Origin of the sequence: Micromonospora sp. DT41, from assembly GCF_049841715.1 — a bacterium.
GTDB lineage: Bacteria > Actinomycetota > Actinomycetes > Mycobacteriales > Micromonosporaceae > Micromonospora > Micromonospora profundi.
Genome location: NZ_JBNCKU010000005.1, coordinates 399,431 through 419,224 on the forward strand (window position 1 = coordinate 399,431; position 19,794 = coordinate 419,224).

The window sequence follows — 19,794 nt, forward strand, 5'->3', positions numbered from 1 at the left end:
CCCGAGCCTTCTGGAGGCGGAAAAGATGCCAGCGATCGTGCTCCTCGGCGCTCAGTGGGGCGACGAGGGCAAGGGCAAGGTTACCGACCTGCTCGGTGAGCGGGTCGACTACGTCGTGCGCTACTCCGGCGGCAACAACGCCGGCCACACGGTGATCACCCCGGACGGCCAGAAGTACGCGCTGCACCTGATGCCGTCCGGTGCGCTCTCGCCGAGCGCGATGATCGTCATCGGCAACGGTGTGGTGGTCGACCCGAAGGTGCTGCTCGCCGAGATCGACGGCCTGGCCGAGCGCGGCGTCGACGTGTCCCGACTGCGGATCTCGGGTGACGCGCACCTCATCATGCCGCACCACCGGGCGCTGGACCGGGTGGTAGAGCGCTACCTCGGCTCGTCCCGCATCGGCACCACCGGGCGAGGCATCGGCCCGGCGTACGGCGACAAGGTCGCCCGGATGGGCATCCGACTCCAGGACCTGCTTGACCCGGGGATCCTGCGCAAGAAGCTGGAACTCGCACTGCGCGAGAAGAACCAGATGCTGTTCAAGGTCTACAACCGCAAGGCGATCGACCTGGAAGCCACAGTCGAGGAGTACCTGGAGTACGCGGAGCGGCTCAAGCCGTACATCGCCGAGACCCGGGCCATGCTCTGGGACGCCCTGGACCGGGGCGAGACTGTGCTGCTGGAAGGCGCCCAGGCCACCATGCTGGACATGGACCACGGCACGTACCCCTTCGTGACGTCGTCCAACCCGACCGCCGGCGGCGCCTGCGTTGGCGCCGGCATCCCGCCCACCGCGATCAACAAGGTGATCGCCGTGAGCAAGGCGTACACCACGCGGGTCGGCTCCGGACCGTTCCCGACCGAGATCTTCGACGAGAACGGCCAGCACCTGCTCAAGGTCGGTGGCGAGTACGGAACGACCACCGGGCGGGAGCGCCGCTGCGGGTGGTTCGACGCGGTCGTGGCCCGGTACGCCTGCCGCCTCAACGGTGTCACCGACCTTGTCATCACCAAGCTGGACGTGCTCACCGGGCTGCCCAAGGTGCCGATCTGCGTCGGCTACGAGATCAACGGCGTCCGGGTCGATGACATGCCGATGAGCCAGACGGACTTCCACCACGCCAAGCCGGTGTACGAGGAACTCGACGGGTGGTGGGAGGACATCACGAAGGCTCGCACCGTCGACGACCTGCCGGAGAACGCCCGCCGCTACATCGCCCGGGTAGAGGAACTCTGCAACACCAGGGTCAGCGTCGTAGGTGTAGGCCCAGGCCGAGAAGAAAACGTCCTCCTCCACCCCCTCCTCCCCTGATCCCGCACAGATCGTCTGCATTGATCATGAGGTTGGCGGGCCAGTGAATCACCCTGGGACCCGTCAACCTCATGATCAACATGGGCGAGAAGGTGGGGGCAGTAGGATCTCGGGCGTGCGCGTTCTTTTGGTGGGTGGTGGTGGGCGGGAGCATGCGCTCGCGCTCGGGTTGGCTTCCGATCCGGCTGTTTCCGGGCTGATCGCGGCACCGGGTAACCCCGGTATCGCTGAGGTGGCCGAGCTGCGGGAGGTGACCGCGACTGACCCGGCCGCAGTGGCCGCGCTCGCCGTGGAGACCGCTGCTGACCTGGTGGTGATCGGGCCGGAGGCGCCGCTGGTCGCCGGTGTCGCCGACGCGGTACGCGCCAAGGGCATCGCCGCTTTCGGCCCCTCGGGCGAGGCCGCCCAGTTGGAGGGCTCCAAGACCTTCGCCAAGGACGTGATGACGGCCGCCGGTGTGCCCACCGCGCGGGCCTACACGTGCGCCGACCCGGAGAGCACCGGCCGCGCGCTTGACGAGTTCGGCGCACCGTACGTGGTGAAGAACGACGGGCTCGCCGCCGGCAAGGGCGTGGTGGTGACCGACGATCGGGCCGCCGCCCTGGCGCACGCCCAGGAGTGCGGCCGTGTCGTGGTCGAGGAGTTCCTCGACGGCCCGGAGGTCAGCCTCTTCGTGGTCACCGACGGCGAGGCTGCGCTGCCGCTGCTGCCGGCACAGGACTTCAAGCGCATCGGCGACGGCGACACCGGCCCGAACACCGGCGGCATGGGTGCGTACGCACCGCTGCCGTGGGCACCGCCCGGCCTTGTCGACGAGGTCATGCGCGACGTGGTCCACCCGACCCTGGCCGAGATGCGCCGTCGGGGCACGCCGTTCGCCGGTCTGCTCTACGTCGGGCTGGCGATCACCGCCGCGGGCCCTCGTGTGATCGAGTTCAACGCCCGCTTCGGCGACCCGGAGACCCAGGTGGTGCTCGCGCTGCTGGAGTCCCCGTTGGGCGCGCTGCTGCACGCTGCGGCAACCGGCACGCTTGCCGCGCATCCGCCGCTGCGTTGGCGCGACGGCGCCGCCGTCACTGTTGTGGTCGCCGCGCAGGGCTATCCGGCGGCGCCGCGCACGGGTGACGTGATCACCGGCGCGGACCGTCCGGGCATCATCCACGCGGGGACCACCCGCCGGGCCAGCGACGGCGCGTTGCTGTCCGCCGGTGGCCGGGTCCTCTGCGGTACGGCCACCGGCTCCGACCTGGCCGCCGCCCGGGACGCGGCGTACGCGCTCGTGGACGGGGTGGAGTTGGCCGGCTCGCAGCACCGCACCGACATCGCCGTCGCAGCCGTCGACAACCGGATCACGATCCCCAGCTGAATCCGGCTGCCGGACCGTGGGCGGTCCGGCAGTGCGGCGGTCGGCCGGTCCGGCCGGGACCGTTTCAGCTGACGTAGCGGCGTAGTTCCCGGGTGAGCACCTTGCCGGTGGCGTTGCGGGGCAGGTACTTCACGTAGACCACGTCCCTGGGTACGGAGAATCGGGCCAGGTAGCGCCGGACGTACTCGCGGACCGCGTCGGAGTCGAGTGTCTCGCCGGGGTGCAGGGCGAGGAACGCGGCGAGCCGTTGGCCGTACTCGGGGTCGGGCACGCCGATCACTGCTGCCTCGCGTACCTGCGGGAGCCCGGCGAGCAGGTCCTCCACCTCGGACGGGAAGACGTTCTCGCCGCCGGAGACGATCATGTCGTCGGCCCGGCCGTCGACGAAGAGCAGCCCGTCGGCGTTGAGCCGGCCGAGGTCACCGGTGTCGAGCAGACCGTCGCGGCTCTCCCGGCTGGCGCCGGAGGTGTAGCCCTCGAAGAGCATCTCGTTGCCGACGAAGATCCGACCGACTCGCCCCTGCGGTACGGGCCGACCGTCGTCGTCGAGGATCTGCACGCGGGTGCCGTGCGGTGGCCGGCCCGCGGTGGTGGGGGCCCGGCGCAGCTCGTCCGGGCCGGCGATGGACGCCCAGGAGACCTCGGTGGAGCCGTACAGGTTGTAGAGGACATCGCCGTAGACGTCCATGAACTTCGGCGCGAGCCCACCCGGCAGTGCCGATCCGCTCACCGCTACGGCCTTGAGGGATGGGCGCGGGTCCGGCGCGGGCACCTCCATCAGCCGTTGGACCATCACGGGTACGGCGAACAGGGCGTCACACTGGTGCGCCACCAGGGCGTCGAGCGTGGCGGCCGGGTCGAAGCGGCGGTGCAGCACGATTGTCGCCCGCAGCGCGAAGCAGACCTGGAGGGCGGCGAATCCCCAGGTGTGGAAGATCGGTGCGGCGATCATGACGCGGTCCCGTACGTGCAGCGGGATGCGGTCGATGATGGACACGAGGGGACCGAAGCCGTGCGGGGTGGGCCGGCGGGCGCCCTTGGGTGTGCCTGTGGTGCCGGAGGTGAGCACGATGATCCGGCCGTCGCGCTCCGGTGGCCGCAGTTCGCCTGGCAGCGCCCCGGCGACCAGTTCCTCGCGGGCGCGTTCGTCGAGGCGGGGCAGTTCGGCGGGGAGTGTGAGGACCCGCTCGGCGAATTCGTCGTCGTGCACCAGCAACCGCAGCTGCTGTTCCTCGGCGACCGTACCCAGTTGGGCTGGGGAGAGCCCGGTGTTGACAAGGACGGCGTCGACGCCGAGCAGGGTGGCCGCCACGATCGTCTCGATGAGCCCGTGGTGGTTGCGGCAGAGCACACCGATCCGGTCGCCGGGCTGCAGTCCGTGCCTGGCGCGCATCGAACGGGCCGTTCGCTCGGCCCGTTCGAGGAGGTCCCGGTAGGTCAGCTCGATGCCGTCCTCGTCGATGATCGCCGGACGGTCGGGGTCTCGGGCGGCTGCCTGGCGGAGTTCACCGGCGAGGCTCCACCCCCAGGTGCGTAACGCGTTGAGCTGCGAGACGATCCGGATGGGCCGGCCGGGGGTGAGCAGGCCGCGACGGGTCAGCGTGGCAACGACGAACGGCAGGTCCATGCCGCAGACCTCCTTGGGGTTGGTACGCGGACGGGGCGCTGGCCTCCTGTCCGGCGGGCTTCTTCCTTGATCATGCATCCGGGCGCGGCGACGGGCTCAGCTGGCGTCAACGTAGGGTGACGAAGGCGGCACGCATCGTGGGGCTGGGGAGGTGGGGTGGTGGCGCCGGTCTCCTGGCCCGGCCCCTGCCAAGGCGAGCCGGGCCAGGAAACCGACGGGTTCGAGACGCGGCCTGGGTCACGGCGCAGGCCCGGGCGTCGTCGGTCAGCGGATCTGCATCCCGGAGATCGCGCGGGAGATTACCAGTCGCTGGATCTCGGAGGTGCCCTCGAAGATGGTGTAGATCTTCGCGTCCCGGTACCAGCGCTCCACCGGATGGTCGCGCAGGAAACCGGCCCCGCCGAGCAACTGTACGGCCTTCTCGGTGACCGAGACCGCGACCTCGCCGGCCTTGAGCTTGGACATCGAGCCCTCGCCGGCGGTGAACGGGCGGTTGTTGCGGCCCATCCAGGAGGCCCGCCAGACCAGCAGCCGTGCCGCGTCGATCTCCATCCGCATGTCGGCCAGCGCGAACGCCACCGCCTGGTTCTCGATGATCGGCCTGCCGAACTGGACGCGGTCCTTGGCGTAGTCCAGCGCGTACTCGTAGGCGGCCCGGGCCACGCCGAGCGCCTGCGCGCCCACCGTCGGTCGGGACAGCTCGAAGGTGCGCATCGCTGCCTGCCCGGTGGACCGCTGTCCGGAGCGTGCCCGGTCGAGTCGTTGCAGCAGCGCGTCCCGACCGCCGAGCAGGCAGCGGCCGGGCACCCGTACGTCGTCGAGGAAGACGTCGGCGGTGTGCGAGGCGCGGAGGCCGAGTTTGCGCAGCTTGCGGGTTGCGGTCAGGCCGGGGGTGCCGGGCGGTACGACGAACGCGGCCTGGCCGCGGGAGCCGAGCGTGGGGTCGACCGAGGCGGTGACGACGTGCACTCCGGCGATGCCGCCGTTCGTGGCGTACGCCTTCTGCCCGGACAGGACCCACTCGTCGGTGGCCTCGTCGTAGACGGCCCGGGTGCGCATGGCGCCGACGTCGGAGCCGGCCTCCGGTTCGCTCGTGCAGAACGCGGCGACGGCCGGCGAGTCGACGTCGCCGAAGCACTGCGGCACCCATTCGACAAGTTGGTCGGGGGTGCCTGCGCCGTAGATGGCGGCGACGGCGAGCGAGGTACCGAAGATGCTCAGCCCGATGCCGGCGTCACCCCAGAAGAGTTCCTCGCTGGCGATGGGCAGGGAGAGTCCGGTCGGATCGGCCCAGCAGGTGGCGAGGAACTCGAAGCCGTAGAGGCCGACCTTTGCGGCTTCCTGGATCACCGGCCACGGGGTTTCCTCGCGCTCGTCCCACTCGGCGGCGGCCGGGCGCACGACCTCGGCGGCGAAGCCGTGCACCCAGTCCCGCAGGTCCCGCTGTTCCTCGTTCAGGTCGAGCGAGAACTCGGCCATGTCAGGCCTTGGGGATGTCGAACAGGTTGGCGATGTTGGCGGCGAGGCCGAGGTCGCCCTTCGCCTTCAGCTTGCCGGTCATGAACATCATGACCGGGTTGGCGCCACCGGAGACGATCTTCAGGAACTCCACCGGGCCCATGGTGAGGGCCAGCTTCGGGTCGTGCTGCGGGGTCTCGTTCACGTGGCACTTGCCGTCGGCGATGACGACCTCGTAGGTGTCGTTGCCGCCGTCCGGGCGACCGGTGACGATCCAGTGGATGACGGCGTTGGTGGAGCCGGCCCGGTCGGCGCGGAACAGCGACGGCATCCGGTTGAACACCTCGCCGAGGATCTTCCCACGCATGTCACCGGACATCACCTGAGCGATCTTGTCGTCCGGGGTGGACTTGACCAGCTGGGCGAACTCCTTGGGGCCGACGTTGGCGAAGCTGGCCGGGTCGAAGTCAGTCATGAGATGTGCCTTCCGGGGAGATTGCCTACTGGTGCGTAACCCTACGCACCAGTAGGTATGCTCGCAAGGTGTCCTCAGCTCCCGCCTTCAAGCGCCTGCCGCGTGCCGTCCGCGAGCAGCAGATGCTCGACGCGGCAGTGAAGGTCTTTTCCCGGCGAGGCTTCCACCACGCCAGCATGGACGAGATCGCGGAGTACGCAGGCATCTCCAAACCGATGGTCTACGCGTACCTCGGGACGAAGGAAGAGCTGTTCGTCGCCTGTCTGCACCGTGAAGGCACCCGGATGATGCAGGCCATCGCCGGTGCCGCCGCCCCCGACCTGCCTGCGGACGTCCGGCTCTGGCGCGGCCTGCGGGCGTTCTTCGGCTTCGTGGGCGCGCACCGCGACGGCTGGGCGGTGCTCTACCGGCAGGCCCGGGGCGAGCAGCCGTTCGCCGGCGAGTTGGCCACCATGCGGGCCCGGCTCGTCGAGGTGGTCGCCGGGATGCTCGACCACGCGCTGCGCGCCGAGGGTCACGAGGTCGGCGCCGTCGACCTGGAGGTCGTCGCGTACGCGCTGGTGGGGGCCACCGAGTCGCTTGCCGACTGGCTCGCCGACCGTCCGGAGGCCGACCCGGAGAAGACCGCAACGCGGATGATGAACGTGGCCTGGCTCGGTGCCGCCCAACTCCTGCACGGCGTCACCTGGCGCCCGCCGGAGTGAGAAATACCGTGTAGGCGACCGGACCGGACATGCAGCAGCGGTTTCAGCGGCCGGCGGCGGCGCGGCGGTGCGCCCGACGGCGCAGCCATCGCACACCTTCCAGACCGAAGGTGACGATCAACGAGAGTCCGATGCCGGCCAGGACGCCCTTCACCGGGTCGCGCTCGAAGGCCAGCCCGCCGAAGTAGCCGAGCAGCCCGCAGTACAGCGCCCAGGTGACCGCCGCGATGCTGTCGTACAGCAGAAATGCCCGGCGGGGATAGCGCACCGCGCCCATGGTGAGGGTGACGGCGGTCCGGCCGCCGGGCACGTACCGGCTTGTGGTCAGGATTATCCCGCCGCGCCGGTCCACGGCGCGGCGCGCCCACTCGGAGCCGGCCTGCCGGCGACTGCCGTCGGGTAGGCGGGCCAGCCGGGTCGCGCCGCCGCCCCGCCCGATGGCGTACGAGATGTGGTCGCCGATCAGCGCGCCGAGGGCGGCGCTGACGATCACCAGAGTCAGATCGGGGTGCCCGCCGTCGGCGGCGAGCACCGCTGCGGTGATCACCGCTGCCTCACCGGGTACCGCCGGGAAGAACGCGTCGACCGCGGTGAGGCCGAAGATCACCAGGTACACCCACGGTGACGTGACGGTCCCACGGAGAAGGTCGAGCAGGGCTTCCATGCCCCCATGCTCGCCGGGTGCGATCCCCCCGGAGGCCGAGTCGGGCGGATCATCCGCATTCGGTCCGCACGTCAGGCCGACCGGGTCAGGAACATCAGACCGACCGGGCCAGGGCCGGTGCCGCGAGCAGCGGCCCGTGCGCTGTCTTGTCCCCGGCGGTGGGGCCGTGCGAGGTCAGCACCACAGGCGCGCCCAGCTCGGCGCGTACCGCCTCCGGCCAGTCCGACGGCGGGGCGTCGTACACCGGGCGGGAGCGCAGCAGGCGGGCGGTGAGCGCGGCCTGCCGGTCCAGGTTGCCGGGCGGGCCGGGGGTGATCCGGTCGGTGGTGTCGTAGCGGCGGCAGATCCGCAGGTCGGGGCCGGCGAGGTCGAGGTGGGTGAGCGCCAGGCCGTCGACGCCGCCGGCTGCGGCGACGGCGTACCGGTGGGCGACAGCGTCGAAGTGGCCGAACCGGAACCGGCCCTGCCACGGGTTCGTGGCGTTGTGCCGGTCGGTGAACGGCAGCGCCTGGTCCTCGGTCACCAGAGGGCCGGCCCCGTGCCGGGTGGTGACGATCCGCAGCACCCCGAGTCGGGTCACCTCGCCGGGCAGGCCCGCCTCGGCGAGCAGGCCGTCGACGTTCGTGAACGTGGTGGTGCTCCACGTCGTGTACGGGTGGAAGCCGTGCCACTCGTCCAGCAGGACCCCCTGCGCGCCTTCGAAGACGCAGGTCCCGGAGCGCAGCGCCCCGGTGAGCCAGCTGCCGTCGACGATCGCCACCCGGTCGGCGAACCCGGTGAACGCGGGCAGGCAGTCGTCCACCGGTGGCGCGTCCAGCGGGCCGAGCTCGGCGGTCAGCCGGTCCCGCAGGGCGGTGAGCCGGCGGCGCAGCTCCTCGGGGCGGCGGCAGTCATCGACCCGTGGCGCGTCGTCGGGGTGGGCGAGACCGTACGCGACGGCCTCGCCCACCCCCAGCCCGCAGGAGCCGTGCCGGTCGGCTCCCCGGGCGATCTCGCGGGCCCGGTTGGCGGCCCGGTGGTACGGGGTGGCGAGCAGAGCCGCCCCGTCCACTGTCAACCTGTCCAGCGCGTCGGGTACCCCGACCGTGGCGAGATGGTCGGCCTCGGCGGCCAGGGCCAGCGGGTCCACCACCACGTGCCGCGACAGGTGCGTACGCACGCCCGGGTGGAAGGTGCCGGCGCCGAACTGTGCGAACGTGTGGTGCCGCCCGTCGCGCAGCACGACGTTGTGTGCCGCCTGCGCGCCCCCGTTGAAGCGGACGACCGTGTGCACGGGTCGGGTCGCGCAGAGCCAGTCCACGACAGTGCCCTTGCCGGCATCGCCATAGCCGAGGTCGACCACCGCCACGTGCCTCACAGTCGGGTCACCCCGCCTGTGGTGTCGCGGAAGGCCGGCAGCGTGGACACCTCGGCGCGCCGCCCCCGGTTGAGGCGGGCCAGCGCCTTCGACACGGTGCCGGTGGCGGTGGAGCCGGCGCGGTCCAGGTGACGCAGGCCCTCGTCAAGGTCGATGGCCTGCTCACCGAGGCCGATGGTGAGCGCGATGGTCTCGCAGACCGCGTCGAGGTCGTCGAGGACCACCGCGTTCTGCCCGAGCAGGTCCCGCCAGAAGTCGAGCACCTTGGCGTTGCCGGCGTAGTGGCTGCCTGCGGGGAGCAGATAGTAGGTGTCCCAGCGGCTCGTCACCTCGTCGACGATGTGCCGCAGCGGCACGTCCTCGGTCAGGTTGTCACCGATCACGCGGGCCGCCTCCCGCGCCTTCACCGTCGGGTACGCAAGCTCGTCGCCGATGATGAACAGGTAGCCGCGCCGGCCGCGCTTGTCCCAGTTGTCGGTGGCGGTGTGCCGGGCCATGAAGTACATGGCCAGCTCGTACGACTCGGTCATCTGCCCGCCGCCACCGCCTTCGAGGACGATCCGGCCGAGGTCGTCGTCCATCCGGTTGTCCGACTCGAACTGGCCGACCTGCAACGGCACCCGGTCGCAGGTGGCGTCCCCGATCGCACCGAACATGATCTGCGGGTCGCTCGCGTAGCCCTGTCGTTGCAGCAGCCCGAGCAGCTGCGGCAGCTTGGTCTGGAGGACGCGGGGCACCTTGAGCATCGAGCCGGTCACGTCGAAGAGCACCGCGACGGGCGTCGACCGGGGGTGCTCGTCGGAGTCGCGGCTCTCGCGGGCCGCGTCGCGGGGGTCGAGTGCGGGGTGCACGGTGCGGGCCCCGCTGTCGCTGTAGGAGAAGGCGCTCTTGCCTGTCGACCGGCGGTAGCGGTCGGCGGCGTCGTACACGTCGGTGGACCAGATTCCACTGCCCATGACAGCTCCTTAGGGGGTGAGGGTGAAGGGGCGGAAGGTGCGTGGCCCGTAGAGCCGGTCCAGCACCTGGTCGAATTCGCGTAGCAGGCGCCAGGCGTCGTCGGGCCGGTCCTTGAGGAACCGTTGCCGGCAGCCCTGGGCGAAGGTGAGTAGCTCGCGCGGCGCGTGGCGGTTCAGCAGCGAGGTCATGCAGCGGGTTGCCATCCAGATGTCGGTGCCCGGCCCGCAGGCCCGCTTCTGGAAGACCTCGGGCGGATACCCGTCCTGGTGGTCGGGCACCATGGCCGGGATCGTGCTGCCGACGGGGGCCGAGAAGCACCAGTCGACGAGCACCACGCCGTGGGCGTCCGGTTCGATCAGCACGTGCTGCGGCAGGACCGCGCCGTGCACGATGCCGGCCCGGTGGGCCAGGCCGAGCGCCACGAGCAGCCGCCGCCACATCCAGGCCACGTCGCGGGCGTCCAACCCGTCGGGGTACGCGCGCTGCACCGCGTCGAGGTCGTGCAGGCCGGGCGCGGTGGCGAGCACGTTGATCCGCCGTTCGGCACCGGTCGCGGCGTCGGAGTGCCGGAACTCGTCGACGAGCCGGGGCACGTACGGCAGGTAGCGCGGGTCGCCGCGCTCGGCGATTGTGTGCAGGGCGTGTGCCTCGCGGGCCATGAGGTCGTTGTCGGTGGGCCGTCGGGGCAGCTTGAGCAGCCTGTCGTCTCCGACGTCGTAGAGGTCGGCAAGGTCGCCGGAGTGGGCAAGCGCGCCGAGGCGGTAGTCGCCGAGGACTGTCACCTGCCGGGCCTGCCACCGGGTGGTGACCTGGATGAACGCGTCGAGGGCTTCGGCGCGTACCGCCGGGTCGGCCGACAGGCGGTCGGGGTGCAGGGCCGCGACCAGCTCGCGGTAGCGCCTGGCCGGCTGGTCCGTGCCGAACAGGTCGGTGTCGGTGCGGGCCGCAGTGACCAGGCCGATGGCCTCCGCGGTCCTCATCGCACCGTCTCCTCGCGGGCGGGACGCAGCAGCGCGGGATGCAGCAGCCGGGCGTCGCCGGCCCGGTAGAGCCGGGCGCGGGGGCCACCCCGCGAGCCGCCGCGCTCGGTGCTGGCGCCGGTGCTCTCCACGAAGCCCGGCACGGACAGCACCTTGCGGTGGAAGTTGCCAGCGTGCAGGGGGTGACCCCAGACCGTCTCGTAGACGGCGCGTAGCTCGCTGATGGTGAACTCGGCGGCGAGGAAGCGCGTGGCCAGTGGGGTGTATTCCAGCTTGGAGCGGGCGCGCTCAAGCGCGTCGTCGATGATCCGGCCGTGGTCGAAGGCGAGCTGCCTGCTGGTCAGCACGGTCACCGGCAGCCAGGTCGCCGCGTCGGCGTCGCTGCCTGCGGCCGGGTCGGGCAGGTCGGGGGCGAACGCGAGGTGGGCGACCGAGACGACGCGCATCCGCGGGTCGCGGTCGGGAGCGCCGTAGCTGCCCAACTGCTCAAGGTGTACGCGGCGCAGTCCCTCGCCGCCGAGCCCGGTCTCCTCGGCCAACTCCCGCCGGGCGCCGGCGGCGAGGTCCTCGTCGGGTTGGACGAAGCCGCCGGGCAGCGCCCAGTGCCCCTCGAAGGGTGGCTGGCCCCGCTGGATCAGCAGGAGGTGCAGCGCGCCGTCGCGGATGGTCAGCGCCACCACGTCGACGGTCACGGCGACCGACGGGTAGGCCCGGGGGTCGTACGCCTCCAGGAACTCCTGCTCGTTCATCGCGTCAACCTCACTTTGAGAACATCTCGCTGTGAGAACAACTTAGCGCACGAGAACGCCAGTGCCAAGCCCGGATCCGGGATCGGCACTGGCGTGTCAGCGCAGGAGGCCCACCAGGTGCGGTCGGCCGCGCGAGTCGTGCAGTGTGAACCCGCCGTCCGGCAGAAGCGCGAAGCTCACAGTGCTCGGCAACGGCACCGGCAGCTTGAACGCGACCTCGACGGTGTAGGCGTCCTGCAGCCGGTTCTCCAGCGCCGCGAGGCACCGCGCCTTGCTCCACATGCCATGCGCGATCGGCCGGCGGAAGCCGAACAACCGCGCCCCGAGCACTGACGTGTGGATCGGGTTGTGGTCCCCGGAGACCCGCGCGTACTCGGTGCCCACCCGGGGTTCGACCCGCCAGCGGGCCGTACCGGCCGGCGCCTCGGTGCGCCCGCTCCGGTCGCGCCGCTCACCGCCGCCGGCCGTGCGCTCCCGACCCAGGTACGTGGAGACGCCGCGCCAGACCTCCTCCCCGTCCACCGAGCCGACAAGCACCACGTCCAGTTGCCGCCCCCGGTCGTGCGGGCGCAGATCCTGGGCGTACGTCGTGAAGTCGAGGGTCTCGTCGGCGGTGATCGGGCGGTGCACTGTGATCCGGTTGTCGATGTGCACCAGGCCGGTCAGCGGGAGGGGAAAGTCCGGCGCGGTCATCAGCCGCAGGCTCAGCGGAAAGCCCATGACGTGCGGAAACGTCGCAGGCAGTCGGTCGGTGAGCCGGAACCCGCAGACCCGGTCGTAGTCGGCCAGGTGCGTCCGGTCGACGCTCACGCCGCCCACTGCCAGCTCGACCGCCGGCAGGGCGTTCCCGCGCCGCCTACCGCCGAGGCCCGGCAGCGCACCGAGCAGCGCCCGCCGGTACAGCGGCCCGGCCGCCGGCATCCGAGGCAACTCGACGCGCTTCCGGCTGCGGCGGGCCGGGCCGGCGCTGGAGAGGTCGCGGGTCACCTCGGTCGCGGCGGCGCTCAGGTCGTGTGTCCGCTCGACGCTCAGGTCGTTGCCGGCGGGCCCCGGACGGCGGATCGCGTTCAGGCTCTCCCGCGACAGGATCTCGGTGGGGCCGTCGATCAGTTCGTGAACCGACAGGTCGTCCGGCTCCTCGCTGGGCTGTCCTCTTCTCGCCATCACGCCCCCAGCAGGCTCTGGCCGCAGACGCGTACGACGTTTCCGCTGACCGCGCCGGACGCCGGCCACGCCAACCAGCCGATCGTCTCCGCCACGTCCACCGGCAGCCCGCCCTGCGCCAGGCTGTTCATCCGTCGACCCGCCTCACGGACCACAAGCGGGATGCGCGCCGTCAGGCGGGTCTCGATGAAGCCGGGGGCCACCGCGTTCACGCTGATCCCCCGCTCGTGCAGGGCCGGGGCGAGGGAGTCGACAAGCCCGATCACGCCGGCCTTGCTTGTGGCGTAGTTGGTCTGCCCCCGGTTGCCGGCGATCCCGGCGATCGAGGAGACCGACACGATCCGCCCGCCGGCCGGGATCAGCTCGCGTTCCAGCAGGACGTCGTTGATCCGCTCCTGGCTGGAGAGGTTGACGTCGATCACCTGGTCCCACCGGTCGGCGTCCATCCGGCCGAGCGTCTTGTCCCGGGTGATCCCCGCGTTGTGCACCACCACGTCGACCCGGCCGTGGCGGCTGGCCAGGTGGTCGGCGAGCCGGGTAGGGGCGTCCGGCGCGGTCAGGTCGAGCTGTACTGCCGTACCGCCGATGTCGTTCGCCACGGCGGCCAGCGCGTCACCGGCGGCCGGGATGTCCAGCGCCACCACCTGCGCGCCGTCGCGGGCCAGGACCCGGGCCAGCGCCGCGCCGATGCCCCGGGCCGCGCCGGTCACGAGCACGACCTGCCCGTCCAGGGGACGATCCCAGTCCGCCGGGGCGCTCGCCGTGCCGTCGCCAACCCGGATGACCTGCCCCGAGACGTACGCGGAGCGGCCGGACAACAGGAACCGCAGTGTCGATTCGAGGCTGGTACGGATCCCGGCGGCGCTGGCGTCGCCTGTCACGTAGACGAGCTGTGCGGTGGTGCCCCTGCCGAACTCCTTGCCGATGCTGCGGACCAAACCCTCCAGAGCGCGTTGGGCAGTGGCCTCGCGCGGCGTCGGGCACTCCGATGGCGGGGTGCCGAGCACGATCACCCGACCGCTGGGCAGCACGGCCCGGGCCTGCGGGTGGAAGAAGTCGTACAGCTGGCGAAGGTCGGTCGAGTCGGTGATCCCGGTGGCGTCGAAGACCAGCGCCCCGTACCGCTGCGGGGTGTCGTCGGAGGTGGCGGTGGCCTGGTCGGCCAGCTCGACACCGGCGGCGGTCAGGATCTTGGCGATCGGCTCGGCGAGCCGTCCGCCGGTGGCCGCGCCGAGCAGCAACGGCCCGGGCAGCAGCGGATCGCCGGGGTGGTGTCGGCGCAGTCGCGGCGGGTCGGGCAGCCCGAGACGCTTGACCAGCGCGCGGCCGGCGGCTGATTGGACGAAGCTCGCGTACCTGTCGCTCATGGGCGTAGCCTACTGGCGAGTAGGGTTGGTGCAACACATCTTGAAGGAGGCGGATCGTGCAGAGCATCCGACGGGTAGCGGTCATCGGCGGCAACCGCATCCCCTTTGCCCGCTCCAACTCCCGCTATGCGCAGGCGTCGAACGCGGACATGCTCGGCGCGGCGCTGGACGGCCTGATCGCCCGGTACGGGCTGGCCGGGCAGCGGGTCGGCGAGGTGGTGGCCGGCGCGGTGCTCAAGCACTCCCGTGACTTCAACCTCACCCGTGAGGTGGTGCTCGGCTCGCGGCTCGACCCGCACACCCCCGCGTACGACATCCAGCAGGCATGCGGCACCGGCCTGGAGGCCGCGATCCTGGTCGCCAACAAGATCGCCCTCGGTCAGCTCGACGTTGGCATCGCCGGCGGTGTCGACACCACATCCGACGCGCCGCTCGCCGTCAACGAGGACATGCGTCGCACCCTGCTCAAGCTCAACTCCGCCCGCACCCTCGGCGAACGGATGAAGATCGCCGCGAAGCTGCGCCCGCTCCAGCCGTTCAAGCCGGAGATCCCGCGCAACGCCGAACCACGTACCGGCCTGTCGATGGGGGACCACGCCGCTCAGACCGCCCTGCGCTGGCAGATCGACAGGCGAGCCCAGGACGAGCTGGCGCTGCGCTCGCACCAGCGGCTGGCCGCCGCGTACGAGCGGGGCTTCTTCGACGACCTGATGACGCCGTACCTGGGGCTCACCCGCGATGCGAACCTCCGCCCGGACACGAGCGTGGAGAAGCTGGGCTCGCTCAAGCCCGTCTTCGGCACCCGTGGCCCGGACGCAGAGCACGCCACGATGACCGCCGGCAACTCGTCGCCACTCACCGACGGCGCGTCCACCGTGCTGCTGGCCAGCGAGGAGTGGGCTGCCGCGCACAACCTGCCGGTGCTGGCCTGGTTCAGCTGGTCGGAGACAGCGGCCGTGGACTTCGTGCACGGCGACGAAGGGCTCCTGATGGCCCCCACGTACGCGGTGCCCCGCATGCTGGCCCGTGCCGGGCTGACGTTGCAGGACTTCGACTACTACGAGATCCACGAGGCGTTCGCCTCGCAGGTGCTGGCCACCCTCGCCGCCTGGGAGTCGCCGGAGTTCTGCAAGGACCGGCTCGGCCTGGACGCCCCGCTGGGTGCAATCGACAGGGAGAAGCTCAACGTCAACGGCTCGTCGCTGGCAGCCGGGCACCCGTTCGCCGCCACCGGCGGCCGGATCGTGGCGACCCTGGCCAAGCTGCTTGCCGAGAAGGGGAGCGGCCGCGGGCTGATCTCCATCTGCGCGGCCGGCGGTCAGGGAGTGACGGCGATCCTGGAGCGCTGAGTCCGGTCGCGGCGATCGTCCCTGACCTGCCCGCACAGGACGTCACATCCACCCGGCCCGGTCCTGGGCGGTCCGGGTGGGTGACGGACAATGAGGTACGTGACGACGATCCCGAACGTGCTCGCCAACCGGTACGCCTCGCCCGAGCTGGTCGCCCTCTGGTCGCCGGAGGAGAAGGTCCGGATGGAGCGGCGGCTCTGGCTCGCCGTGCTCCGCGCCCAGCGCGACCTTGGCGTGCCGGTGCCCGACGGCGTGGTCGAGGCGTACGAGCGGGTGCTCGACCAGGTCGACCTCGCCTCGATCGCAGAGCGGGAGCGGGTCACCCGGCACGACGTGAAGGCCCGGATCGAGGAGTTCAGCGCGCTCGCCGGGTATGAGCACGTGCACAAGGGCATGACCTCGCGGGATCTCACCGAGAACGTCGAGCAGTTGCAGGTGCGCGCCTCGCTGGAGCTGATCCGGGACCGGGTGGTGGCAACCCTCGCCCGGCTGGCGTGGCTGGCCCACGAGCACTCCGAGCTGGTCATGACCGGCCGTTCGCACAACGTCGCCGCGCAGGCCACCACGCTCGGCAAGCGGTTCGCGTCGGTGGCGGAGGAGCTGCTGATCGCGTACGAGCGGCTGGAGGAGCTGATCGCCCGCTACCCGCTGCGCGGGATCAAGGGGCCGGTCGGCACGGCCGCCGACCAGCTCGACCTCTTCGACGGCGACGCCGACAAGGTCGCCGAGCTGGAGCGGTGGGTCGCCGAGCACCTGGGCTTCTCCCGCGTGCTGGACAGCGTCGGGCAGGTCTACCCGCGCTCGCTTGACTTCGACGTGCTTGCCGCGCTGGCGCAGACCGCCGCCGCGCCGTCGTCGCTGGCCACCACGATCCGGCTGATGGTCGGCCAGGAGCTGGTCACCGAGGGCTTCAAGCCGGGCCAGGTCGGCTCCAGCGCGATGCCGCACAAGATGAACACCCGTTCGTCGGAGCGGGTGAACGGCTTCGCGGTGATCATCCGGGGTTACCTGTCGATGGTCGGCGAGCTGGCCGGTGACCAGTGGAACGAGGGGGACGTGTCCTGCTCGGTGGTCCGCCGGGTTGCCCTGCCGGACGCGTTCTTCGCCGCCGACGGGCTCTTCCAGACGTTCCTCACGGTGCTCGACGAGTTCGGCGCGTACCCGGCGGTGATCAACCGGGAGTTGGAACGGTTCCTGCCGTTCCTGGCGACGACCAAGATCCTGGTGGCGGCGGTGCGGCGAGGCGTCGGCCGTGAGGTCGCGCACGAGGTGATCAAGGAGCACGCGGTAGCGGTGGCGCTGGCCATGCGCGAGAAGGGCGCCCCGGAGAACGACCTGTTCGACAGGCTGGCCGCCGACGGCCGCCTCGGCCTGTCCCGCGCCGACATCGACACCTTGGTAGCCGACCGCACCGCCTTCGTGGGCGCCGCCCCCGCCCAGGTGCAAGCGCTGACCCGCCGAATCACAAAGGTGGTAGAAACCCACCCCGAGGCCGCAACCTACAGCCCACCCCCCATCCTGTAACCCCTCCCGCCCGCACCCTCCCGCCCCCGGCCCCCGCTCCCCCCGCTCTAGCCGTTGATCATGAGGTTGACGGGTGGATTCGGGCCCGGATCGCCCGCCAACCTCATGATCACCGCGTGAGGTGGGGGGTGGGTGGGAGGGAGTGGGGCGTTACTCGGGGGTGGGGGTTTCGGCGGCTGTTCGGAGGTTGGGGGCGCTCGCTGGTTCGGCGATGCCGCCGAGGGACTCCGCGAAGGCCGGGTCGTGCGCGGTGTCCGCGGCGACCGCCGGCTGGTCGGCCGGCATGACCTCGGCCATCGTGGGTACGGCGATCACCGCCGTGCCGTACGCGCAGATCTCCATCCACATCTCGCCGCAGTCACGGCTGTCGAACCGCATTCCGATCACCGCGTTCGCACCGAGCCGCAGGGCTTCCTCGCCGAGGCGGGACACCGAGTCGGTACGCCAGCGGGTGAGGTTGTCGGGCGCCATCGGGTCGTACGCGCCCCCGCGCAGGTTCTTGACCCCCTCGCGGTACGGGTTGCGCGTCCTGGCCATCGATGACACCACCTCACCGAGAATCTGGCGGATCTCGTAGCCGGGCAGTTGCTCCGTCGTCACGACCAGCACGTTTCCGATGCTGTCAGGAGTGGGGCGACCCGATCGTGTGCATTGTTCACCTGATCGGATGCTGCAAAACGACGCGGCGCGGACGGCCGGCACGCTGCCGACCATCCGCGCCGCGCGGGGCTCTAACCGTCAGACACCGGCCGTCGAGGTGATCCAGGCCCTGTTGTACGCGACACTTCCGTAGTTCTGGATGCTGGAGCCGTCGGCCGTGGAGGCCACACCGACCTGCTGGCCGTTGTAGAACTGCGGGCCGCCCGAGTCTCCCCGCCAGGCGTTGCCGCTGATCCGGCTGCTGCGGATGGCCTGCCCGCCGTACGCGTCGGTGGCGCTGTTGCTGGTGACCCGGACGGTGGCGGTCTTGAGCTGGCTGGACGCGGAGCAGCCGCTGTAGCAGGTCATGCCCCAGCCGTAGATCGAGTTGGTGGAGCCGATCGGCGGGTTGCTGCTGGCGAGGCTCACCGTCGAGGTGCTGACGGTGCTGGAGAGCCGCATGAGGGCCAGGTCGTTGCGGGTGTAGGTAGCGCTGACAGTGCGGGTGACGCCGCCGGAGGCCCGGTAGACGCTGCCGACCCGTACCGACATGGTGCCGCTGATGCAGTGTCGGGCGGTGAGCACCCACTGCGGTGCGATCACGCTGCCGGAGCAGGTGAACGAGCCGTTACTGAGCACCGCGGCGGCCCAGGGCGCGGACGAGACGGTGCTGCCGCCGATGATGGGTTGGGGGCCGGCCGGGGCGGCGACCGCGCCGGAGGCGCTGCCGAGGGCGCCGGCGAGCGCGACGCCGAGCATGGCGAGCAGGGGACGGATGCGCATCGGGGGACTCCTTGGACGGGGCGGACCCGGGGTCGCCGGGTGCGGAAGGGCGCCGACAGAGGTCCCCGCCGGCGCTGGCATCGAACTACGTCGATGTAGAGTAGGACGACCGGGAGTTGTTTTCAAGAATCTGATAGAGATGCGCCAATGTAACGATTCAGCTACCCGGAACGCCGTATACGCCCTGGTGGGAGCGTGTGTCCCGGATCCTGGGCGGGTTCGGCCATCAGTTATGTTGATCACTGCCTGAACTGCGCCCGGCCGGTGCGTCCGCGGCGGTATCTGCCAGGTAGGCTGGCTGCGCTCGCCCGTTGTGGGTCGGCACCCAACTGCGTACACAGTCAGGAGTGCCCAGTGCCTCGCGTCGTCGTCGACGTCATGCTCAAGCCCGAGATCCTCGATCCGCAGGGCCAGGCCGTCGCAAACGCGCTGCCCCGGCTCGGCGTCAGCGACGTCGCCTCAGTTCGGATCGGCAGGCGGATCGAGATCGACTTCACAGGTGAACCCGACCTGGACCGTGCCCGGGAAATCGCCGACAAGCTGCTCGCCAACCCGGTCATCGAGGACTTCACCGTCCGCCTGGTCGAGGCCGACGAGACCGCGGACGCCCGCTCGTGACCGCCCGGGTCGGTGTCGTCACCTTCCCCGGCTCACTCGACGACGGGGACGCGGCCCGTGCCGTCCGGATCTCCGGCGCCGAGCCGGTCCGGCTCTGGCACGGTGACCCGAGCCTGCACGGGGTGGACGCGGTAGTGCTCCCCGGCGGCTTCTCCTACGGCGACTACCTGCGCTGCGGCGCCATCGCCCGGTTCGCGCCGGTGATGGAGACGATCGTGGACGCCGCCCAGGGTGGCCTGCCGGTGCTCGGCATCTGCAACGGCTTCCAGATCCTCTGCGAGGCGCACCTGCTGCCCGGCGCGCTCACCCGCAACCAGCACCTGCACTTCCGTAACCGGGACCAGATCCTGCGTATCGAGTCGGCCGGCACCGCCTGGACCAACGCGTTCCAGCCCGGCCAGGAAGTGCTCATCCCGGTGAAGAACGGCGAGGGCTGCTACGTCGCCGACACCGCGACCCTTGACCAGCTCGAAGCCGAGGGTCGGGTGGTCGCCCGCTACGTCGGCGGCAACCCCAACGGTTCGCAGCGTGACATCGCCGCGATCACCAACGCCGCCGGCAACGTGGTCGGCATCATGCCGCACCCCGAGCACGCCGTGGAGGCGCTCACCGGCCCCTCGCTGGACGGCCTCGGCTTCTTCACCTCGGTCCTCAAGCACCTGGTGGGGGCACCAGCGTGAACGCGAGGAGTCGGTCGG

19 protein-coding genes are annotated in these 19,794 nt (G+C 71.1%); 7 read left to right on the forward strand and 12 right to left on the reverse strand.

Features of this window, described 5'->3' with window-relative positions:
- Positions 1-25 precede the first annotated feature (25 nt).
- Both ACLQ23_RS12685 and purD read left to right on the forward strand, forming a co-directional pair.
- Positions 26-1,315 (forward strand): adenylosuccinate synthase, encoded by a 1,290-nt coding sequence (locus tag ACLQ23_RS12685; protein WP_425734948.1) that lies wholly within the window; start codon positions 26-28, stop codon positions 1,313-1,315.
- Between the two features lie 115 nt (positions 1,316-1,430).
- On the forward strand, positions 1,431-2,681 hold the full coding sequence (gene purD, locus ACLQ23_RS12690) for a phosphoribosylamine--glycine ligase (RefSeq protein ID WP_425734947.1): 1,251 nt from the start codon (positions 1,431-1,433) through the stop codon (positions 2,679-2,681).
- A gap of 64 nt (positions 2,682-2,745) precedes the next feature.
- On the opposite strand, the gene ACLQ23_RS12695 is transcribed toward purD, so the two are convergent.
- From ACLQ23_RS12695 to ACLQ23_RS12705, 3 genes are all read right to left on the reverse strand, one after another.
- The gene (locus ACLQ23_RS12695; protein WP_425734946.1) at positions 2,746-4,308 is read right to left on the reverse strand and encodes an AMP-binding protein; all 1,563 of its coding nucleotides are present in this window, start codon (positions 4,306-4,308) and stop codon (positions 2,746-2,748) included.
- Positions 4,309-4,572: 264 nt separating this feature from the next.
- Complete coding sequence (locus ACLQ23_RS12700; protein ID WP_167946302.1) at positions 4,573-5,787, reverse strand: acyl-CoA dehydrogenase family protein; 1,215 nt, start codon at positions 5,785-5,787, stop codon at positions 4,573-4,575.
- 1 nt (position 5,788) lies between these two features.
- Positions 5,789-6,241, reverse strand: coding sequence for an SCP2 sterol-binding domain-containing protein (locus ACLQ23_RS12705; RefSeq protein ID WP_355630615.1), 453 nt, complete (start codon positions 6,239-6,241; stop codon positions 5,789-5,791).
- 68 nt (positions 6,242-6,309) lie between these two features.
- Here ACLQ23_RS12705 and ACLQ23_RS12710 point away from each other — a divergent pair, with 68 nt between their 5' ends.
- Entirely contained in the window at positions 6,310-6,945 is a 636-nt protein-coding gene (locus tag ACLQ23_RS12710; RefSeq protein WP_355630612.1) for a TetR/AcrR family transcriptional regulator, read from the forward strand.
- A gap of 43 nt (positions 6,946-6,988) precedes the next feature.
- On the opposite strand, the gene ACLQ23_RS12715 is transcribed toward ACLQ23_RS12710, so the two are convergent.
- The 7 genes from ACLQ23_RS12715 to ACLQ23_RS12745 form a co-directional block, all read right to left on the reverse strand.
- On the reverse strand, positions 6,989-7,609 hold the full coding sequence (locus tag ACLQ23_RS12715; RefSeq protein WP_355630609.1) for a DedA family protein: 621 nt from the start codon (positions 7,607-7,609) through the stop codon (positions 6,989-6,991).
- A 94-nt stretch (positions 7,610-7,703) separates the two neighbouring features.
- Positions 7,704-8,966 (reverse strand): adenylosuccinate synthetase, encoded by a 1,263-nt coding sequence (locus ACLQ23_RS12720; RefSeq protein ID WP_355630606.1) that lies wholly within the window; start codon positions 8,964-8,966, stop codon positions 7,704-7,706.
- Entirely contained in the window at positions 8,963-9,922 is a 960-nt protein-coding gene (locus ACLQ23_RS12725; RefSeq protein ID WP_355630603.1) for a hypothetical protein, read from the reverse strand. The genes ACLQ23_RS12720 and ACLQ23_RS12725 overlap by 4 nt, the downstream gene beginning before the upstream one ends.
- 9 nt (positions 9,923-9,931) lie before the next feature.
- Positions 9,932-10,903 carry a serine/threonine protein kinase gene (locus tag ACLQ23_RS12730; protein WP_355630600.1) on the reverse strand — a complete coding sequence of 324 codons (972 nt, stop codon included), beginning with the start codon at positions 10,901-10,903 and terminating at the stop codon, positions 9,932-9,934.
- The gene (locus ACLQ23_RS12735) at positions 10,900-11,652 is read right to left on the reverse strand and encodes an NUDIX hydrolase (RefSeq protein WP_425734945.1); all 753 of its coding nucleotides are present in this window, start codon (positions 11,650-11,652) and stop codon (positions 10,900-10,902) included. The genes ACLQ23_RS12730 and ACLQ23_RS12735 overlap by 4 nt, the downstream gene beginning before the upstream one ends.
- A gap of 96 nt (positions 11,653-11,748) precedes the next feature.
- Positions 11,749-12,816 (reverse strand): MaoC/PaaZ C-terminal domain-containing protein, encoded by a 1,068-nt coding sequence (locus tag ACLQ23_RS12740; RefSeq protein ID WP_425734944.1) that lies wholly within the window; start codon positions 12,814-12,816, stop codon positions 11,749-11,751.
- Complete coding sequence (locus tag ACLQ23_RS12745) at positions 12,816-14,183, reverse strand: 3-oxoacyl-ACP reductase (RefSeq protein ID WP_425880678.1); 1,368 nt, start codon at positions 14,181-14,183, stop codon at positions 12,816-12,818. The genes ACLQ23_RS12740 and ACLQ23_RS12745 overlap by 1 nt, the downstream gene beginning before the upstream one ends.
- Positions 14,184-14,239: 56 nt before the next feature.
- Here ACLQ23_RS12745 and ACLQ23_RS12750 point away from each other — a divergent pair, with 56 nt between their 5' ends.
- Together ACLQ23_RS12750 and purB are read left to right on the forward strand one after the other, a co-directional pair.
- On the forward strand, positions 14,240-15,532 hold the full coding sequence (locus ACLQ23_RS12750) for an acetyl-CoA C-acetyltransferase (RefSeq protein WP_355630593.1): 1,293 nt from the start codon (positions 14,240-14,242) through the stop codon (positions 15,530-15,532).
- A gap of 99 nt (positions 15,533-15,631) precedes the next feature.
- Positions 15,632-17,056 (forward strand): adenylosuccinate lyase, encoded by a 1,425-nt coding sequence (purB, locus tag ACLQ23_RS12755; RefSeq protein ID WP_355587792.1) that lies wholly within the window; start codon positions 15,632-15,634, stop codon positions 17,054-17,056.
- Positions 17,057-17,206: 150 nt separating this feature from the next.
- Here purB and ACLQ23_RS12760 read toward each other — a convergent pair whose 3' ends face one another.
- Both ACLQ23_RS12760 and ACLQ23_RS12765 read right to left on the reverse strand, forming a co-directional pair.
- Positions 17,207-17,770, reverse strand: a complete 564-nt coding sequence (locus ACLQ23_RS12760; RefSeq protein ID WP_355587794.1) for a YbjQ family protein — start codon at positions 17,768-17,770, stop codon at positions 17,207-17,209.
- A gap of 24 nt (positions 17,771-17,794) precedes the next feature.
- The gene (locus ACLQ23_RS12765; protein ID WP_355587796.1) at positions 17,795-18,478 is read right to left on the reverse strand and encodes a S1 family peptidase; all 684 of its coding nucleotides are present in this window, start codon (positions 18,476-18,478) and stop codon (positions 17,795-17,797) included.
- A 354-nt stretch (positions 18,479-18,832) separates the two neighbouring features.
- On the opposite strand from ACLQ23_RS12765, the gene purS reads away from it, so the two are divergent.
- Positions 18,833-19,096, forward strand: a complete 264-nt coding sequence (purS, locus tag ACLQ23_RS12770) for a phosphoribosylformylglycinamidine synthase subunit PurS (protein WP_053651986.1) — start codon at positions 18,833-18,835, stop codon at positions 19,094-19,096.
- Complete coding sequence (gene purQ / locus ACLQ23_RS12775; RefSeq protein WP_355587799.1) at positions 19,093-19,776, forward strand: phosphoribosylformylglycinamidine synthase subunit PurQ; 684 nt, start codon at positions 19,093-19,095, stop codon at positions 19,774-19,776. The genes purS and purQ overlap by 4 nt, the downstream gene beginning before the upstream one ends.
- Positions 19,777-19,794 lie beyond the last annotated feature (18 nt).

Excerpts from the sequence above, each read along its gene's own strand:
- ACLQ23_RS12695 (WP_425734946.1), bottom strand. The coding sequence starts at position 4,308 with ATGGACCTGCCGTTCGTCGTTGCCACGCTGACCCGTCGCGGCCTGCTC.
- ACLQ23_RS12735 (WP_425734945.1), bottom strand. The coding sequence starts at position 11,652 with ATGAACGAGCAGGAGTTCCTGGAGGCGTACGACCCCCGGGCCTACCCG.
- ACLQ23_RS12725 (WP_355630603.1), bottom strand. The coding sequence starts at position 9,922 with ATGGGCAGTGGAATCTGGTCCACCGACGTGTACGACGCCGCCGACCGC.
- ACLQ23_RS12745 (WP_425880678.1), bottom strand. The coding sequence starts at position 14,183 with ATGAGCGACAGGTACGCGAGCTTCGTCCAATCAGCCGCCGGCCGCGCG.
- ACLQ23_RS12685 (WP_425734948.1), top strand. The coding sequence starts at position 26 with ATGCCAGCGATCGTGCTCCTCGGCGCTCAGTGGGGCGACGAGGGCAAG.
- ACLQ23_RS12705 (WP_355630615.1), bottom strand. The coding sequence starts at position 6,241 with ATGACTGACTTCGACCCGGCCAGCTTCGCCAACGTCGGCCCCAAGGAG.
- ACLQ23_RS12740 (WP_425734944.1), bottom strand. The coding sequence starts at position 12,816 with ATGGCGAGAAGAGGACAGCCCAGCGAGGAGCCGGACGACCTGTCGGTT.
- ACLQ23_RS12760 (WP_355587794.1), bottom strand. The coding sequence starts at position 17,770 with ATGGTCGGCAGCGTGCCGGCCGTCCGCGCCGCGTCGTTTTGCAGCATC.
- ACLQ23_RS12765 (WP_355587796.1), bottom strand. The coding sequence starts at position 18,478 with ATGCGCATCCGTCCCCTGCTCGCCATGCTCGGCGTCGCGCTCGCCGGC.
- ACLQ23_RS12700 (WP_167946302.1), bottom strand. The coding sequence starts at position 5,787 with ATGGCCGAGTTCTCGCTCGACCTGAACGAGGAACAGCGGGACCTGCGG.
- ACLQ23_RS12730 (WP_355630600.1), bottom strand. The coding sequence starts at position 10,903 with ATGAGGACCGCGGAGGCCATCGGCCTGGTCACTGCGGCCCGCACCGAC.
- ACLQ23_RS12715 (WP_355630609.1), bottom strand. The coding sequence starts at position 7,609 with ATGGAAGCCCTGCTCGACCTTCTCCGTGGGACCGTCACGTCACCGTGG.